This window comes from Dickeya fangzhongdai (assembly GCF_002812485.1).
In the GTDB taxonomy this organism is placed as follows: Bacteria; Pseudomonadota; Gammaproteobacteria; order Enterobacterales; family Enterobacteriaceae; genus Dickeya; species Dickeya fangzhongdai.
The window spans coordinates 4,062,078-4,079,227 of the sequence record NZ_CP025003.1; the positions used below are offsets into that span (position 1 = coordinate 4,062,078).

General features: G+C 57.7%; 13 protein-coding genes and 2 CRISPR repeat arrays. Of the genes, 4 read left to right on the plus strand and 9 right to left on the minus strand.

Annotated features, from left to right (window positions below):
• The first annotated feature begins 49 nt into the window (after positions 1–49).
• Positions 50–1,126 carry an alanine racemase gene (alr, locus tag CVE23_RS18250; RefSeq protein ID WP_100850088.1) on the plus strand — a complete coding sequence of 359 codons (1,077 nt, stop codon included), beginning with the start codon at positions 50–52 and terminating at the stop codon, positions 1,124–1,126.
• Positions 1,127–1,260: 134 nt separating this feature from the next.
• Here alr and bhsA read toward each other — a convergent pair whose 3' ends face one another.
• The 3 genes from bhsA to CVE23_RS18265 all read right to left on the minus strand — a co-directional run bounded on the left by bhsA (position 1,261) and on the right by CVE23_RS18265 (position 4,524).
• Positions 1,261–1,509: a multiple stress resistance protein BhsA gene (gene bhsA, locus CVE23_RS18255; protein ID WP_038920143.1), complete on the minus strand. Its 249-nt coding sequence runs from the start codon at positions 1,507–1,509 to the stop codon at positions 1,261–1,263.
• Between the two features lie 243 nt (positions 1,510–1,752).
• Positions 1,753–2,520 (minus strand): transporter substrate-binding domain-containing protein, encoded by a 768-nt coding sequence (locus tag CVE23_RS18260; protein ID WP_100850089.1) that lies wholly within the window; start codon positions 2,518–2,520, stop codon positions 1,753–1,755.
• 205 nt (positions 2,521–2,725) lie between these two features.
• Positions 2,726–3,053: direct repeats of the CRISPR family, unit length 28 nt; unit sequence GTTCACTGCCGTGTAGGCAGCTTAGAAA.
• Positions 3,054–3,150: 97 nt separating this feature from the next.
• Entirely contained in the window at positions 3,151–4,524 is a 1,374-nt protein-coding gene (locus CVE23_RS18265) for an amino acid permease (RefSeq protein WP_049855550.1), read from the minus strand.
• Positions 4,525–4,906: 382 nt separating this feature from the next.
• Here CVE23_RS18265 and CVE23_RS18270 point away from each other — a divergent pair, with 382 nt between their 5' ends.
• The 3 genes from CVE23_RS18270 to CVE23_RS18280 all read left to right on the plus strand — a co-directional run bounded on the left by CVE23_RS18270 (position 4,907) and on the right by CVE23_RS18280 (position 7,484).
• Positions 4,907–5,383 carry an Lrp/AsnC family transcriptional regulator gene (locus tag CVE23_RS18270; RefSeq protein ID WP_033112060.1) on the plus strand — a complete coding sequence of 159 codons (477 nt, stop codon included), beginning with the start codon at positions 4,907–4,909 and terminating at the stop codon, positions 5,381–5,383.
• Positions 5,384–5,634: 251 nt separating this feature from the next.
• The gene (locus tag CVE23_RS18275; protein ID WP_100850090.1) at positions 5,635–6,249 is read left to right on the plus strand and encodes a YitT family protein; all 615 of its coding nucleotides are present in this window, start codon (positions 5,635–5,637) and stop codon (positions 6,247–6,249) included.
• Positions 6,250–6,290: 41 nt separating this feature from the next.
• Positions 6,291–7,484 carry an amino acid aminotransferase gene (locus CVE23_RS18280; protein WP_100850091.1) on the plus strand — a complete coding sequence of 398 codons (1,194 nt, stop codon included), beginning with the start codon at positions 6,291–6,293 and terminating at the stop codon, positions 7,482–7,484.
• Between the two features lie 453 nt (positions 7,485–7,937).
• A CRISPR array of direct repeats spans positions 7,938–8,626; the repeat unit is 28 nt; unit sequence TTTCTAAGCTGCCTACACGGCAGTGAAC.
• Positions 8,627–8,755: 129 nt separating this feature from the next.
• Here the strand turns inward: CVE23_RS18280 and cas6f are convergent.
• From cas6f to cas1f, 6 genes are read right to left on the minus strand one after another with little or no spacing between them, the layout of a single operon-like run.
• Positions 8,756–9,310, minus strand: a complete 555-nt coding sequence (gene cas6f, locus CVE23_RS18290; RefSeq protein WP_100850093.1) for a type I-F CRISPR-associated endoribonuclease Cas6/Csy4 — start codon at positions 9,308–9,310, stop codon at positions 8,756–8,758.
• A gap of 6 nt (positions 9,311–9,316) precedes the next feature.
• A complete protein-coding gene (csy3, locus tag CVE23_RS18295; RefSeq protein WP_100850094.1) occupies positions 9,317–10,324 on the minus strand; it encodes a type I-F CRISPR-associated protein Csy3 in 1,008 nt (335 codons plus the stop codon).
• A gap of 16 nt (positions 10,325–10,340) precedes the next feature.
• Positions 10,341–11,279 (minus strand): type I-F CRISPR-associated protein Csy2, encoded by a 939-nt coding sequence (gene csy2 / locus CVE23_RS18300; RefSeq protein WP_100850095.1) that lies wholly within the window; start codon positions 11,277–11,279, stop codon positions 10,341–10,343.
• The gene (gene csy1 / locus CVE23_RS18305; RefSeq protein WP_100850096.1) at positions 11,276–12,616 is read right to left on the minus strand and encodes a type I-F CRISPR-associated protein Csy1; all 1,341 of its coding nucleotides are present in this window, start codon (positions 12,614–12,616) and stop codon (positions 11,276–11,278) included. The genes csy2 and csy1 overlap by 4 nt, the downstream gene beginning before the upstream one ends.
• Positions 12,617–12,630: 14 nt before the next feature.
• Positions 12,631–15,906, minus strand: a complete 3,276-nt coding sequence (gene cas3f / locus CVE23_RS18310; protein WP_100850097.1) for a type I-F CRISPR-associated helicase Cas3f — start codon at positions 15,904–15,906, stop codon at positions 12,631–12,633.
• Positions 15,903–16,883: a type I-F CRISPR-associated endonuclease Cas1f gene (cas1f, locus tag CVE23_RS18315; RefSeq protein WP_038920154.1), complete on the minus strand. Its 981-nt coding sequence runs from the start codon at positions 16,881–16,883 to the stop codon at positions 15,903–15,905. The genes cas3f and cas1f overlap by 4 nt, the downstream gene beginning before the upstream one ends.
• Positions 16,884–17,150: the final 267 nt, after the last annotated feature.

Sequence of the window (17,150 nt, forward strand, 5' to 3'; positions counted from 1 at the left end):
TCGATAATGAATAACCGTCAATGACGAATAAACGCACTAAGGACTCAGAATGAAAACGGCAACCGCCGTCATTGATCGTCAGGCTTTGCGCCACAATCTGCAATGTATCCGGCAGATGGCCCCGCAAAGCCGGCTGATCGCCATAGTCAAAGCCAACGCCTACGGACACGGCGCCGTGGAAGCCGCCCGCGCCTTTTCCGACGCCGACGGTTACGGCGTTTCCCGCCTCAGCGAAGCGCTGGCGTTACGCGCCGCCGGCATCACCAAACCCATCCTGCTGCTGGAAGGTTTTTTTGCCGCTGACGAGCTGCCGTTGCTGGCCGAACACCAGTTGGAAACCGCCGTGCACTGCGAAGAACAGCTGGCGGCGCTGGAGCAGGCGCGCCTGCCGCACCCGTTGACGGTGTGGATGAAGCTCGATACCGGCATGCACCGCCTCGGCGTGCTGCCGGAACAGGCCGAAGCCTTTTACGCCCGGTTGAGCGCCTGCTCCAGCGTGGTGCAACCGGTGAACATCATGAGTCACTTTTGCCGCGCCGATGAACCGGAAGCGGGCACCACTCAGCGTCAGCTCGACTGCTTCGACGCCTTTGCGCAAGACAAACCGGGCCGCCAGTCCATCGCCGCCTCCGGCGGTATTCTGTTGTGGCCGCAGGCTCACCGCGACCAGATCCGCCCCGGCATTATCCAGTACGGCGTCTCGCCGCTGGCGCAGGGCGACGCCAGCCAGTGGCAGCTCAAACCGGCAATGACACTGACTTCGCACCTGATTGCGGTGCGCGAGCACCACGTAAACGAGCCGGTCGGTTACGGCAGCACCTGGAGCAGCCCGCGCGATACCCGGCTGGGCGTGGTGGCGATTGGCTACGGCGACGGCTATCCGCGCGACGCCAAAAGCGGCACGCCGGTGTGGATCAACGGCCGTGAAGTGCCGCTGTCCGGCCGGGTTTCAATGGATATGATTACCGTCGATCTGGGACCGGACGCGCAGGACAAGGTCGGCGATGAAGTGATTTTGTGGGGCGGTCCGTTGCCGGTGGAAAAAATCGCCGCCTGCACCGGCATCAGCGCTTATGAACTGATTACCCGCCTGACCAGCCGCACCCGGCTGGAGTACATCGGCTAGCCCCGGTTCGTTGTTCAATACCGAGCATGCAATACGCAAAAAGCCCGAACCTCGGATTATCCGGGGTTCGGGCTTTCTCGCTCACCGTTAGAGAAATCAGTGATTAATCAATCAGCGATTAAATAAACCGGCGATTAGTTGTACAGTTCGGCAACACCGCGCAGTTGTTCATCGCCGGTAGCGGTGATGATGCGGAAAGATTTGGCGCCGGCGGCATCGGCTTTGGCGGACAGCTGAGCCTGCAAATCATCCAGAGTACGGGCAGTGGCGGAAACGGTGCCCAGGTCGCGGCTCTGTACCGATTGCACTTCGGTGGCGGCCATCGAACCGAAAGAAAGAGTAGCCAGAGCGGCAGCAGCAACAACAGTTTTGATCGATTTCATGGTAAGCCTCTTCACGTTAATCAGGTTGGGAAGGCTTGACTGCCTTCGATGTGAAGCAGGATAGCGCCGTTATCAGGCTGTTAAAATCGGGTTAATTTGCTGTCATTTATCAAAAAAATTGAATAAAAAAAGCACCAAAAGATAAGCAAAAACTATCTCATGGTGCGCAATGGCGGGATATTATCCCGCTACATACTCTTCAATATATTGCCTTACGTTGATTTACATAACAATAGCCAACTTTTATTCCGCTTTACCCAACCATTCATAAATTATCTTCTGGTATTCCCCGGTCGCTTTCGTCAGATGTAGCCATTGATCCACGTATAACTTCCAGCTCATGTCGTCGCGCGGCAACATATAGGCTTTCTCGCCATACTGCATCGGCGAGGACGGATTGACCGCGCACAGTTGCGGGTAGCGTTTCTGCTGGTACAAGGCTTCCGAGGCATCGGTAATCATGACGTCCGCCTGCTTGTCCACCAGTTGCTGGAAGATGGTCACGTTGTCATGAAACATCAGGTTGGCCTGCGGCAAATGAGCATGAACGAACGCCTCGTTGGTGCCGCCTGCCGGTTCGATTACCCGCACCGACGGCTGATTAATCTGCGCCACCGTCTGATACTTGCTCTTGTCGTCGCAACGCACCAGCGGGATCTTGCCGTCCACGTCCAGCATGCTGGAGAAAAACGCCTTTTTCTGACGCTCCAGCGTCACGGAAATCCCACCCATAGCAATATCGCACTTGCCGGACTGAAAATCCGGCATCAGGGTTTTCCAGCTGGTTTTTATCCACTCTACTCTCACGCCCAGGCTTTTAGCCAGCGATTGCGCCATAGCGATATCGATCCCTTCGTAATCGCCATTGGCGCTCAGCGACGTGTACGGCTTATAGTCGCCGGTGGTGCACACCTTCAGCCCCCCTTGTTCCTGCACCTGATCGAGATGAGACGCGGCGCCGGCGCTGCCGGCCAGCCCCAGTAACAGAATGAATGAAAACCGTTTTTTCATGATAGTTCCTTGCAAGTCACGCCTGTCTGGCAAAAGCGTCACTGTAGCACGCCGCTTCCTCGCCCACCGATTTTGACCCTTTTTTTTCGCCCGTTTATAACTATCTGATTTTTAAAGATGATAACGATCGGCTTTAAAAAAGGGTTTTCAGACAAAAATCCTCGTTTCTCTTTTAAAATCAGCCCACCAGCGATAAATTGCTACGGTTCACTGCCGTGTAGGCAGCTTAGAAAACATAGTCATAGGCCCCGAACGCGGTTTCGCTGTTCACTGCCGTGTAGGCAGCTTAGAAACATTCGATGATCTCAGTAAGTTGGGCGTTATGGTTCACTGCCGTGTAGGCAGCTTAGAAAGTTGCCCTCGGCCAGACCATTCGGCTCATTAAGTTCACTGCCGTGTAGGCAGCTTAGAAATACGACACCAACATCTGGCCGGCGCCGATCACGTTCACTGCCGTGTAGGCAGCTTAGAAAGCAAGCCCAGTGTGCCAGCCAGCAAAAAAGCCGTTCACTGCCGTGTAGGCAGCTTAGAAACGACCACTTGGCACGATTGCCACGTGATTACAGTTCACTGCCGTACAGGCAGCAATATCCCGCTGATGCCGTTGCCCCGGCATCAGCGGATTCAGGTTTATTCAGCCACTAGTGCGCGAACCGCCCCTCTTTTCTTTTTGATGGCATAACCGGCGGCCAGCGCCAGCAGCCAGAACGGAATCAGCCACACGGAGATCTGGATGCCCGGCGTCATCGCCATGATCACCAGAATCCCGGCCAGAAACAGCAGGCACAGCACGTTGGTAAGCGGGTAGCCCAAACTTTTGAAGCGGGTTTGCTGTTGCGCGCGCTGTTTGGCCTGACGGAATTTCAGATGGGTGATGCTGATCATCGCCCAGTTGATCACCAGCGCCGACACCACCAGCGCCATCAGCAGTTCAAACGCCTTGCCCGGCATCAGGTAGTTGAGCAGCACGCACAGCGCCGTCGCCAGCGCCGAGACGCCGAGCGACACCAGCGGAATGCCGCGGCGATTGACCGTCAGCAGTGCGCGCGGCGCGTTACCTTGCTGCGCCAACCCAAACAGCATACGGCTGTTGCAGTACACACAACTGTTGTAGACCGACAGTGCGGCGGACAACACCACCAGATTCAGCACGTTCGCCACCAGATTGCTGTCCAGCGCGTGGAAAATCAGCACGAACGGGCTGCCGCCTTCCACCACTTTCTGCCACGGATACAACGACAGCAGCACCGCCAGCGCGCCCACATAAAACAGCAGGATGCGGTAAATCACCTGATTGGTGGCGCGCGGAATGCTCTTTTGCGGGTCATCCGCTTCAGCCGCCGTAATCCCCACCAGCTCCAGCCCGCCAAAGGAAAACATGATCACCGCCATCGCCATCACCATGCCGCTGACGCCGTTCGGGAAGAAACCGCCGTGCTGCCACAGGTTGGCGACGTTGGCTTCCGGCCCGCCCTGCCCGCTAAACAGCAGATAGCCGCCGAACACGATCATGCCGATAATCGCCGCCACCTTGATGATGGAGAACCAGAACTCCAGCTCGCCGTAGACCTTGACGTTGCTTAGGTTGATGGCATTGATGGCGACAAAGAACACCGCCGCCGATACCCAGGTCGGCACCGCCGGCCACCAGTACTGGATGTAGATGCCCACCGCGCTCAGTTCCGCCATGCTCACCAGCACATACAGCACCCAGTAATTCCAACCGGACATAAACCCGGCAAAATTACCCCAGTATTGGTTGGCGAAATGGCTGAACGAACCGGCCACCGGCTCCTCCACCACCATCTCACCCAGTTGACGCATAATGAAAAAAGCAATCACGCCGGCGATGGCGTAACCGAGCAGCACCGACGGCCCGGCCATACGAATCGTCTGTGCGATGCCGAGAAACAACCCGGTGCCGACCGCGCCGCCCAGCGCGATTAGCTGGATATGCCGGTTCTTTAGCCCCCGTTGCAATTGGCTGTCTTGCTGTGTGTCCATCACCCTTCCCCCAGAAAAATGGTTTAATTCATTTGAAGTAATCACTCTCTCACCGCAATTATCCAGCAATTATCAGGCCAACCACGTCATCGCCGACCGCGGCGACATGTTTAAGGCGCTTAACAAACTGAATCAATTTAAAAAAAGTTTCACATTCACGCTTTTTGCAACAAAACAGCCATCGCGTTGATTTAGTGTGAAAAACATTCAGAATTTGCATGAAATCACCAGGCAGCCTGGCCGACATACACTAAAATGAACCAGGATGGTGCAGCCGGTCAGACGGAAAAACGCGCTGGCGGCATAAGATGGCAAACAACAAACTTCCGGAAGTAAAAAAAGCTGATAGTCTGTCTTTTTGTGCTTCTGGCAAGGCAGGGCTATGTACAACATTGATGATTTTGATCTGAAGATCCTCACACTGCTGCAGGCGAACGGACGCCTTACCAATCAGGAACTCAGCGATCTGGTTGGGCTGTCTGCCTCACAGTGTTCTCGTCGTCGTATTGCCCTCGAACAGGCGCAACTGATTCTCGGGTATCATGCCCGACTGGCGCCGGATGCGGTCGGGCTGGAAGTGATGGGCCTGATTGAAGTGCGATTAATCAATCACACTCAGGAATGTGTAGACAGCTTTCACCAGATGCTGGGCGAAGTCGACGCCATTATCGACGCCTACAAAACCACCGGCGACGCGGATTACATGCTGAAAGTGGCGGTGGCGGACCTGCACGGCCTGAGCGCGCTGATCAGCCAGATTCTGGCGCGCAACAAAAGCGTGGCGCACCTGAAAACCTCGGTGGTGCTCAACCGCCTGAAAGAGAACGGTCTGATGGCGCCGGCGACCGTGTTGCCCTAAATTGGTGCGGACGCTGCTTCCACACGGTGCAAGATTGCATAACTCTTGCACCCAAAACAAAATAAACACACGACATAACCACAAAAACCACAATGTGCGCACAAAACACGCATAATAAATTCATCCTGTGCATTCAATGCCTTACCCCTTCTCCCGTACAGAAAACCTTCAAACGATACCTGCCGTCATAACGACTGGTGCGCTTTTTGCTTGAAAAGACAGGTATTCCTTCTTTTATCAGGCGATATTTCATGGATAACGTCATTACCCCCCAACCGGTTTCACATACGCTGCTGGAAGACGTTCTGGCGCTGCTTATCGGCACCCTGATGGTGTCCTTCGGGGTTATTATGCTGCGTCAGGCGGGAGCGCTGACCGGCGGCACCGCCGGGATGGCGTTTCTGTTGCACTACGCCACCCATATCTCGTTCGGCGCCGCGTTCTTCCTGCTTAATCTGCCGTTTTATTACCTCGCCATTCGGCGTATGGGCTGGCAATTCACGATCAAAACCTTCTGCGCGGTAGCGATGGTGTCGCTGTTTTCCGACCTGCACCCGTTATTCATCCATTTTGACCACCTGCAACCGATTTACGCCACGCTGTTTGGCAACCTGATTATGGGGCTGGGGTTCATTGTGCTGTTCCGGCATCGCGCCAGTCTGGGCGGGGTGAATATTCTGGCGCTCTATTTACAGGACAAAAGTGGAATCCGCGCCGGAAAATTCCAGATGGCGGTGGATGTTACCATTGTGCTGACTTCCCTGTTCGTGGTAAGCATACCTATGCTGATCGCGTCTGTGCTGGGTGCGGCGGCGCTGAATCTGATTATCGCCATGAATCATCGACCTGGCCGTTATACCGCCTAGCGAACAGCTTGACCCTTTATATCTCAGGAGAGTTACCGACCGTGTTCCAGAATGTTGACGCCTACGCTGGCGACCCTATCCTGTCCCTGATGGAAAAATTCAAACAAGACCCGCGTACTGACAAAGTAAACCTCAGTATTGGGCTTTATTACGACGGACAGGGCGTCATTCCCCAGTTGCAGGCGGTCAGCGCCGCGGAAACACAGATGCAGGCCGAGCCGCAGCAGGCTTCGGTCTATCTGCCGATGGAAGGGTTGGCCGCCTACCGCAGCGCGGTACAGACGCTGCTGTTCGGCGAACACCACCCGGCGCTCACCGCGCAGCGCATCGCCACCATCCAGACGCTGGGCGGTTCCGGCGCGCTGAAAGTGGGCGCAGATTTCCTCAAATGCTATTTTCCGGATTCCGAAGTCTGGGTTAGCGACCCGACCTGGGAAAACCACATCGCCATTTTCTCCGGCGCGGGCTTTACGGTGCACACCTACCCGTACTTTGACGCCGACACGCTGGGCGTCAACGTGGAAGGCATGATCAACGCCCTGAAACAGTTGCCGCCGCGCAGCATCGTGCTGCTGCATCCGTGCTGCCACAACCCGACCGGCTCAGACCTGACCCACGCCGAGTGGGACCGCGTCATCGAAGTGCTGATCAAAGGCGAACTGGTGCCGTTCCTTGATATCGCCTATCAGGGTTTTGGCGGCGGCATGGACGACGATGCGTACGCCATCCGCGCCATCGCCAGCGCCGGCCTGCCCGCGCTGGTCAGCAACTCGTTTTCCAAAATCTTCTCGCTGTATGGCGAGCGCGTCGGCGGGTTGTCCGTGGTGTGCGAAGACCAGGACGCCGCCGGCCGCGTACTCGGCCAGTTGAAAGCCACCGTGCGCCGCAACTACTCCAGCCCGCCGAGCTTCGGCGCGCAGGTGGTATCGCGCGTGCTGAACGATAGCTCGCTCAACGCCAGCTGGCATGAAGAAGTGGAAGCCATGCGCCTGCGCATTCTGGAAATGCGCCAGACGCTGGTGGATGAACTGAAAAAAGCGCTGCCGAATCGCAACTTCGACTACCTGCTGACCCAGCGCGGCATGTTCAGCTACACCGGCTTTAGCGCCGCACAGGTGGACCGCCTGCGCGAAGAGTTCGGCGTGTACCTTATCGCCAGCGGCCGTATCTGCATCGCCGGTTTAAACCATCACAACGTGCAGCGCGTGGCTGCCGCCTTCGCTGCCGTACAGTAAGTTATTCCTTTCACTTTTTTACGCCTTTTCCCCCAGCCGGTAACGGGTGGGGGATTTTTTTATTCCTGTGCGGGAATGGGGCTGTTGAAAAACAGCGGGAGTTTGAGTTACTGGTGAATATATGCCGGGGTAGCGAGTCATTTCGTGCGGGATAAACCGTGTCGCTTCTTTGCCACATCATCGCACGCACGACAAGGATAGGCTCAAACGCCGCCTCTCCTTGACCACTGGCTGGAGGCTAAACTACGCCGCTACGCGGTGCCTTCGGCGTTCGCCTTCGCTGTTCGGGCCGCCTGTGACGTGCTCCCAGCACGGCACAGGCTTTCGCCGCGTCCGTGCGGCTCACCCGGCGAAGTCGCCCACCTCAGCGTAGTTTTTAACGCCAGAAACCCCGTCAACCGCTGCCTGTACGGCAGAGAACCCTTTCAGAACAGTTTTGTGTAACTCCTGACTTTTCTAAGCTGCCTACACGGCAGTGAACTGGCGGCCTCAACAACGCAGCCCGCACAACAATTTCTAAGCTGCCTACACGGCAGTGAACGATTCGCTGCAGCGATCATCCCGATGGATGTTTTTCTAAGCTGCCTATACGGCAGTGAACAATAAGACAAAGCGTCATGGCTTATCCTGAGTTTTCTAAGCTGCCTATACGGCAGTGAACATCAGGGAGTTAAAACGCGAAGTTGAGGATTGTTTCTAAGCTGCCTATACGGCAGTGAACTCCGGCAGCGCCGCACCGACCACGCCGGCGGCTTTCTAAGCTGCCTATACGGCAGTGAACTCCGGCAGCGCCGCACCGACCACGCCGGCGGCTTTCTAAGCTGCCTATACGGCAGTGAACTTGATGGTTTTCATGTGACTAATATCCTATGCTTTCTAAGCTGCCTATACGGCAGTGAACTTCTGGACCAGTTCGGTGCGTGGGTGTACTCCTTTCTAAGCTGCCTACACGGCAGTGAACGCCTGGCTGACCTGGGTCCGGTGCTGCACGTATTTCTAAGCTGCCTACACGGCAGTGAACTGACAATATCGGGGAGACAAAATTTAGCCCAGTTTTCTAAGCTGCCTACACGGCAGTGAACTACGTTTTGTGCGTATGTTGCATCCATGTCGTTTTCTAAGCTGCCTACACGGCAGTGAACTGTAGTGAATTATCGCTTATCACCTGATTATTAAAGAAAAAACGCTATTTTGACGAAAAAAACCTTTTTTCTGGCGGCCAGATTTCGGTATTTAAAATCAATACGTTAGCTCTGGCCGCAAAAAAAGGGTCAAAACCACGGGATGGTGGCGGCGGCGCTTAACCCGTAACTGGAGAACGCTCCGGCGACCGGTTTGTCCTGCAACGGGCCGTGCTCGACAAACAGTAAAAACGCTTGTCCGTTGGAGAGGCTGCGCAGCGGCAGATACGGCAGCGAGGTGCGTTTTTCCACCGCATAGGGAATGCGGGCAGCGGCTTCATCCTCAGTCATCCGGCCTTTGTTCACCGCCCGGCGGCGCAGTCGCTCAGCGCTGCTTTTCACCTGCACCCGGCGCACGATGCGGTGCTTCGCCCCCGCCGGCACCGGTAGCGGCTCGGTAATGGCGGTATAGTCGCGCAGCCCTTTCAGCCAGCCGGTTTGCTCCAGCGCCGCCAGTTCCTGCACGCTGCCGTGCAGCCGTAGCCGTTCCCCCAGCGTTTTGCCCGCATCCGGAAAGCTCACCCCGATGGCGCCCGTCGCCCGCTGCCCCAGCGCCCGGTGCAGCTTGGCGAACAGCGCGCTCAGCAACTGCACGCCGCTGAACTCCGGGTCGGGCAGCACCCGAATCTCGATATAGTGGTCCATAGCGCGTTACTCGCCTTTCTCGCCGAACACCCCGCCGCGAATCAGCGTGGCGATCACGTAATGCTGCTGCGCCACCTCCGGCACGTTGCCTTTGATTACCCAGTTATCCAGCAACGTGTAGAAATCCATTTTATCTTTCGGCTGACGGTAGGCACGGCCGCGGCTGGTCACCGAGCCATAGGGTTCGACCGCGATCGGCCCGGTTTCCGCCGCTTCCGGGTGCCAGTCATCGACGGTGCGCAGCGCGTTGCCGATTTTCTGTGAATGGATCGCCGCCACGTCGTTGACCTGATACAGAATCTTGCTCTTGCCGCTGCGCGCCCGCTCATCCAGCACCAGTTCCTGCGACGGGAACACTTCCTGCCCGTTGCCCAGCTTCACCTGCGCTTCCACGCGGAAGAACGCTGAATCACTCCCCGCCAGCGCCTGCTCAATGGCGTGCGCTAACTCGGCCAGCGCGCCAGACGGTTGGCTAAACTGGCGCAGCGAGTAATCTTCGCCGTTGAATTCCCAACGCTTATCGTTATGTGTCACTACCACCTGCACCGCTTCTGCGCCGATACGGTTGCGCCACAGGAAACGACCGCTGGCGATGTTCTCGGCGTAACGCGCCGCCAGCACGCCAAAGCCCTGCTCGCGGGCGTAGCCGTTAATCAGTTCGGTCAGCGCCTGCTGATAATCCTGATCGTTACACACCGATGGCAGCGCCAGATTGCCCAGCACCCGCAGTGTAAAAACCACTTTCAGCGTGTCGGCATCAAACGGCAGCGCTGCTACATCCACCGTTTGCAGGTTGGCTTTCTGAATTTCGGCATCCAGCTTGGCCGGGTCGCTGCTGACGGCGTTTTTCAACCGGTTGGAGATGGTGCCGCGCACCGATTTTTCCTGAATCACTACCGGCGTCCACTGGTCCTGCTGCCAGTTGCCCGCCAACATCAACGCATCGGAATTCGCCAGCTTGCGCTCAAACGCCAGTACCGATGCGGTTTTCAACGTGGTTGCTGCTTTTGCCATGTTCTTAATCCTTTTCTCAGTAATTGAATTCGAGTTCGTCGTAATCATCCGCCGCGCTGTTCAGGTCGTCAGCGGTTTGCAGGCATCGGTAGGTGCCGTTTTGATAGTGGTAACGCCAGAGGATACGGTTGATATCATTAATGCGATGCGCGCCGCGCCATTCGCCAACGCCGTAAATGGCCTCGGCAAAACAGAACCGGGTCGACGGGTCGCGGGTTTTCTCCACCTCGCCGGGGGCGTACAGCGGCGAAATGGCGCGGTAGCCGGTCATCAGCGGCACCAGATAGCCGCCGTCAGGCTTGGGCAGCGGCTGCCAGCTCACGTCATCGTCAGGGGAGCGCACCGCGTGATGTTTCAGGGCGGCGAAATCCAGCCAGGCATCCAGCATCTCTGCCTGCGGGTCACTCTGCTGTAAAGTCTGATGATGCGACAGCAGCAGCGGGGTGCGGTCCAGCAAGACAAAGCCCGGCAGCAAACGACGCATCAGGCCGCGGGTCTTGCTCTCGTCGGCAGGCAGGTCATGAACGTTTACCTGTTCAATATCCACAATCAACCCGCCCGCCAGCCGCTGGCGCAGCGCCAGTTGCTGCAACAGCTGTTTTAACGCCTCAAGCCCGTCTTCACCGGGCAACATGCCGTGACATTCCATCAGCAGCGACACGGTGAGGTGCATCCGCCCCTCTTCATTAAAGGCGGCGGTTTTTTCTTCTTTGGTCAGCGGGTTGCGCGTCAGTGCAAAGCTGCGGTTCCAGCCGCTGCCGTAAGCGTGCAACTGGTGCTGATGGCACACCACGCCGCAGCCTTGCAGCGTCAGGCCATGTGATAGCTGCAACTGGCGCGACAGCGCGTGGGTAAAGCCGAGAAAATGGCTGATGGCGGGAAAACCGTAAGTGTGCCCGGCGATGGCGTTGGCGTTTTCCACCTGAATACGCCGCAGAATAATCAGGCTGCTCATGCCAGTTCCTCCTTCAGCAGTCGCTCGGTTTCACGCAGACGCTGTTTGAACAACGCAGCGGTAGACCACTCGCGGCGCTCCACTTCGCCGAAAATCAGTTTCTCGTGCTGTAATCGCGCATTCAGCCAGCGGCCAAATTCATAAGCGACCTCCCGCTGCCAGTCACCGGCGTCGCGTTCACGCAGAAAATCCTTATCCTGCAAGCCGCGCAACGGATCCAACCACAGTTGCAGGGGAACATTCAGACGGGAATCCACACTCCAGCCCGCCGGGCGCAGGTTTTGCACCGTGGCGACATAGCCAAACAAGGTATCGATCAACTGGTCGAGGTAGCGCCGGCGCTGATTGCGAATTTCGCGGTTGTTGTCCACCTCTTTGACGCTGAGCAAAAATTTTCGCATCGCACTGAGTTGATCGCGAGTCCGTGTATACAGCTCACCACTGTTACGAAAGATGGTGTCATGCTCAACCGGCGGTTTATCCTGACTGCGCCACTGTGGCGGCGAACAGTTGAACAGATAGGAGCGACCATTACGTTTGACATTCAGGGCAGAGACATTTTGCTTGTTATCACCGCCCATGTTCTGCACCGCAATACCGGGGTAGTTGACGTCAACCTCATCGTGCCAGCGCTTCTGCCGTCTGGCTTCGCGGATGGCTTTAGCCTGCTCGCCAAAGCGCACCGCATTCAGGCGTTGGTCCAGCGCCTGCGACAGCGAGGACGAATACAGCGGGCTGAGTAAGTGGTATTCCCCATCACCCACCGGGAAGTAGATCTGTTTAGCAAGGGAATGAGAACTGGGCTGCTTATCGCTCAGCACTTGCTTAAACCCTGCCAGCCACTGCGCAAGCTGCTGCGGGTTTTCTGCCAGCGCTCCCAATGAGCGGTGGTCGCCCCGCTGTAGCGCCGCCACCAGCGAATTACCCTGATGCTCTTCGGTCAAGAATGTTGCAATACCAAGAACCGCCGCATTATCAACCGCAGTATCTAAAATCGGGTGACTTAATGATGCCGTGGATAAAAAAGGTAACGACAGATCCTTGAACAAATCTAATCGACTACTTCCTTTTGCTGAACTGTGGGTAAATTTCAAAACATGCGTTGCTCGTTTTATTTGGCTCGCTTTAGAGGCAGCATCCGTCAACCAGGTGCGTACCTCGTAAGCATGTTCTATCTTGCGCCGCTTCTGCACCAACGTTAACTCCGCCGCGGCCAGCGCCTCACCGCTTAACGCCGCCCGCTGCTTATCGGCGGCTTTATCGAAGGCATCCAGCTTGGCCTGCTTTCGATTTTCGATATAACTGACAATAAATTGCCTTAATTCACTCTCCTCCATTCCTCCTCCTGTCATCATGATTGCTCCCCAAACACCCCTAACAGCGGATGCCAGAACCATTGGTTATCTCGCTTGCTCAGGTTGATTTCACCGAAGCGGGCGCTGACCCACGCCAGTTCCCACTGTTTTTCCTCCGCCAGTTGCGAATAGCGGGCGGCGCAGTCCATCTGCACCCAACTGGTGACGCCCTCGGCCAGCGTCAGCGTTACGGGCCGGATCGCCTCGCTGTCTTTCCAGCCGCTCGGCCCGTCGTCCGGCACCATAAAACGCGGCGCGTCGCTTTCGTCATCCAGCCACAGGCAGTAGCGCTGCTGTAGTTCTGACTGGCGAAACGCCGTGCGCCGTTGCAGTTCGCCGTTCCAGTGCAGCGGTTCGCGCCACCACAGCACCGCCGTTGGCTGCGAAGGCGATACGTTTTTCTGCCCAAACAGTTTCCCGGCCAGCGCGGCATGTTCCAGCGTCACCAGCGTCAACGGCTTTTTGAGTTCCGGTGGCTGAATACGCGGCGCGGCGCTGATAGCACGATAGTCCTCCGGTTTAAGCAATTCCCGCAGGTCATGGCTGGTCAGTCGGCGATCTTTCGATTCAAAACCGGGGCGGCAAAACGCCACCGGTTCCCCTTTCAGCGCCTGCACGTTATGGCTCAGCAAATAAAAATTGGGCGAAGTCGGCACAAACTCTTCACGCTGGCGGTGGCGCAGAATACGCCCGGCCAACTGAATAAAAGAACGCATCGAGCTGGGTTCAGCGATGGCCCAGTCGTAATCGTGATCGCGGCCCACTTCCGCCACCGCCGTCGCCAGCACCACAAACAGATGATGCTGCTGCGGCTGCTGTTCGATGGCGTCACGAATTTCCGCCACCTGCCACAGTGCGTCCGGGTGTTTGCGCATCAGCGCCGCATCCAGCCGCGCTTCGATGTGGGAGCGCATCGCCAGCGGGTGCTGGCTGTGATAAACGCAATAATGCACGCAGTAATCCGGCGGGGAAGGCATCTCCATCAGCGCACGCGCCACCGCCACCAGCGGGTTGATGTTCGCCATGCGAATCAACCCCAGCGACACGGTTTTGCCGCCGGAATGCGTCTGGTGATGGTGCTGATGCAGCGCAAACAACCGTTGGTGCAGGGTTTGCGCCACCGCCCGGCACACAGCGCTCGCCTCTTGCGACGGGCTGGTCACCGGCTCAATCTCCGCCCAGCGTAACGTCAATTCCTGCTGTTGCAGCTTGTCGATACGCCCGGCGACAAACGCCTGATGCTGTTCGGCAAAGGCGGCGGTATTCGCCAACTGCCGGCAGTCACTGTCGAATTCATCAAACCAGCCGCAGCAAATATCCAACGGCGTTCCCGGCTCGCCATACGCCTGCTGCCAGGCAGCGCGACCGTTCAGATAAGCCTCGAACAGCGCGCGAATCAGCGCCGGCGGCAGCGTGGCGGACGACAGCAACACCCGTGAACCGAGCATCCCCGCCCAGTTCACCAGCCGACACAGCGCGGGCAGGTCTTCCAGCCCGAAATCGTCCGGTTCGTCCAGCACCAGATCGGCGGTCAGCAACCGCAGCATCGGTGCAATCTGATGACCGCCGCGCAGGCTTTCGGTCGCCGGCATCAGGTGATCAATGGTAGTGACCAGCACCGGCGCGCTCAGCAGTTGATGCAGCGTCGGCGATTTTTCCAGCCAGGTTTTCAGCCGCCCGTCATCCAGCGAACCTTCGTAGCTGACGTACTGATGTTCCGCAAACAGCGCCTCGGCGGATTCGCTGCCGGTCTGCGCGGCACGTTCCTCTTGCTGCCGTCGCTCATGCAGCTCCTGCACCGCCTGCGAGCCGATCAATACCGCCAGATCGTCCTCCTCCAGCGTCAGGCGCTGGCGCAGCGCGTCGCCGGTTTGCAGCGTCAGCGTGCGCAGACCGAGCGCCACCGAAAAGCGACACCCGGCGGATTCGTCTGCCAGCGCGTACATGATGCGGGCATTGGCCAGCGTCTTGCCGCGCCCGGTAGAGGCCATGTTGACGCCAAAGAAGCCGTGGCGGGCGGCCTGCTCACGTATCGCGCAAACCTTATCAAACGCTTTATCCTGCCAGCGAAAACGCGCATCGGTGCTGCACTGGCGAAAGCCCTTGTGCCGGGTGATGGCGGGCAGCGTGTCGCGCAGGTGCGGCAGGCTGCGCCCCAGCAACAGCGCATTCTGCCCCACGCCGACGCAGTGTTCGTCCAGTTGCTGCTTAAGTTTGCCGGTCTTCCTATCCGTGTTAGCCCATACCGTATAGCGGGGATCCTGCCAGCCGGTCGTGGCGGCAGCAGAGGAGTAATGGTGATCCGCCAGCATCAACACCAGCCGCGCCAGATGCACTGTCAACCGTTGATCCAACTGACCGAAGGTCATCAGCGACGGCAATTTCAGCGCGCGGGCGGCGAACTTGCGCGCCTTTTCGCACCAGACGCGACTTTGCAGCGGCGTGCCATGCGGGAATTGCCACACCTGTTCCCACTGCGTATCGCTGCCATCAAAATTCAGATGGTTGACGGCATTCCAGCGCGGTGAAACCTGCCCGGTAAGCCAACGGTCAGCGCACGCCAGATCGGGCGAAACGTTGTCGCCATCTTGCTTTTCCCACGGCTGAAACAGCGGCAAGCGGTGATGCGACACAATCAGCCAGCCCACCACCTGCGCCAGCGGCGGCAAAGCGCGAAACGGTGATGCCCATGATTCCGGATCATCCTGCTGCAACCGCGCCAGCAGCGTAGCCTCATCCTCCGGGCTGACGGCGGTAAGCGCCATCAGCCAGCCGGTGTCATCCCGATCGCCGACAAACGCCTGAAACAGCCGCAGCGACACCCATTCATGGCGATAAGGCTGGCTGCGCGGCCCTTTACCCTGCAATCCGGCCTGAAATAACCCATTGGCTTTGCCGATGTCGTGGAACAAGCCGGCAATCGCCGCCAGCAGGCTGAAGGCTTCGGCGCTATGCCACGGGTTTTCATCGTTGCTGCGCAGAATATCGCGCTCGGTGCGGTTGGTCGGTACGCTGCCCTGCAGATTGAAACGCCGCAGATTGCCGACAATCCACAGCAGTTCGGTGTGATTGGCGCTGCGAATCCAGTGACAGGCGACGGCGGTGTTACGTCGCGCGGTTTTACGCAGCAACTGGCGCAGCGTTTTCAGCCCTTCTGCGGTGATGGCGGTCTGCCAGGTGCGCTCCCCCTTACGCTCGGCGAACTGATCCAGCACCCGGCGGGTTTCCACCAGCGCCCGCTTGTTGCATTCGGAAACCAGCAGAATATTCATCGCGCCACCTGGCTGCGCTGCTGCGCTACCTGTTGCAGGCTGTCGATCATCACATCCAGCGCCTCTGACTGGCGAAACGCCGTCAGGCAGCGCTGGCGGAAATCCTGCTCGTCTTCGCCTTCCATTGCGGCAATGAACGCCTGCGGCAAAATCAGCGCGTCTTTGATCAGATCGGCCACATCAAACACCAGCCCGCCGCGCCGGGTTTTGCCGTGCAGCACCGCCAGACCATGCGGCAGGCCCAGCACCCACAGCGCCACCGCCGCCAACCCATAAGCCAGATAGTTGCCGTGGTCGAGAAAGCGGTTCGCCAGATCGGTGCCGCCGCCGCGTTTGGCACGGGTAAACTCGCCATAGCTCACCGCGTTGGCCGCCAGCCGGTACAGCGCTTTGGTCATCATCGCTTCCTGCACCAGCACATCGTTACCGGTGCGACAGTCAACCAGCCCTTGCTGATAGCGGTTAAGCAAGGCTTCCACCTGTTCCGGTTTGATGGCGAAACGCGATTCGCGCGACAGTCGCCCTCCCAGCCAGTGCTGGCGAATCTGCCCGATGCGTACCTGCTGAAAGGCAATGGCCGCTGCCAGCCGCTGTTGTTCGTCAAACCAGAAGCTGACCCAATCCTGCAAATATTCGGTAGGCCGGTACTCGCTCTGCGGCGACAGCCACGACACCGCCACTTCGGCCTCATTGGCGGCGAACAGCGGCGTGCCCCCACCGCCGCAAAACCCGACCATCACCCCGGCGCGGGCAAATTCCCGCATCGCCGCCTGCGTCACCGAGGTGCCGGTGCCGAGCATCACCACGCTGGTATTGGCGATAGGGATATTCCAGTACAGCGACTGATTTCCTTCTTCAGTGACATATTCCACCCGTCCGCCATTCACCAAAATACGGCAATGCTGGAGGTAATAAATATTGGCGCGTTTGGAATGCAGAATGGTTTTTAAATCCGACGGGCTGAATACGTTATCCATAAAACAGACTCTCTGCCGCAGTGATAGACAAACACCACCCGCGTAATAAAACGCAGGCTAATAATGAATTAGAAAACACGTAATCTACTGGAAAGTAACGAAAATCAGCCTAGCACAGCCCAAACGGGAAAGTGAATGACGCCAGAAACACTTTTCCCGCTTCGATACCCTTTTTTCAGCCGCCTTTTTCGGCATTGAAAAATCAATAAGTTACCGAGGGCCGAAAAAAAAGGGTCTGACGGCGAAAATCGCCAATTGTGGGCCGAG

Bases quoted from the DNA above. Each gene is read 5' to 3' on its own strand.
- csy2 (WP_100850095.1), bottom strand. From the start codon at position 11,279: ATGAGCAGCCTGATTATTCTGCGGCGTATTCAGGTGGAAAACGCCAAC.
- bhsA (WP_038920143.1), bottom strand. From the start codon at position 1,509: ATGAAATCGATCAAAACTGTTGTTGCTGCTGCCGCTCTGGCTACTCTT.
- csy1 (WP_100850096.1), bottom strand. From the start codon at position 12,616: ATGGAGGAGAGTGAATTAAGGCAATTTATTGTCAGTTATATCGAAAAT.
- CVE23_RS18260 (WP_100850089.1), bottom strand. From the start codon at position 2,520: ATGAAAAAACGGTTTTCATTCATTCTGTTACTGGGGCTGGCCGGCAGC.
- cas3f (WP_100850097.1), bottom strand. From the start codon at position 15,906: ATGAATATTCTGCTGGTTTCCGAATGCAACAAGCGGGCGCTGGTGGAA.
- cas1f (WP_038920154.1), bottom strand. From the start codon at position 16,883: ATGGATAACGTATTCAGCCCGTCGGATTTAAAAACCATTCTGCATTCC.
- CVE23_RS18275 (WP_100850090.1), top strand. From the start codon at position 5,635: ATGGATAACGTCATTACCCCCCAACCGGTTTCACATACGCTGCTGGAA.
- CVE23_RS18270 (WP_033112060.1), top strand. From the start codon at position 4,907: ATGTACAACATTGATGATTTTGATCTGAAGATCCTCACACTGCTGCAG.
- cas6f (WP_100850093.1), bottom strand. From the start codon at position 9,310: ATGGACCACTATATCGAGATTCGGGTGCTGCCCGACCCGGAGTTCAGC.
- alr (WP_100850088.1), top strand. From the start codon at position 50: ATGAAAACGGCAACCGCCGTCATTGATCGTCAGGCTTTGCGCCACAAT.
- CVE23_RS18265 (WP_049855550.1), bottom strand. From the start codon at position 4,524: ATGGACACACAGCAAGACAGCCAATTGCAACGGGGGCTAAAGAACCGG.
- csy3 (WP_100850094.1), bottom strand. From the start codon at position 10,324: ATGGCAAAAGCAGCAACCACGTTGAAAACCGCATCGGTACTGGCGTTT.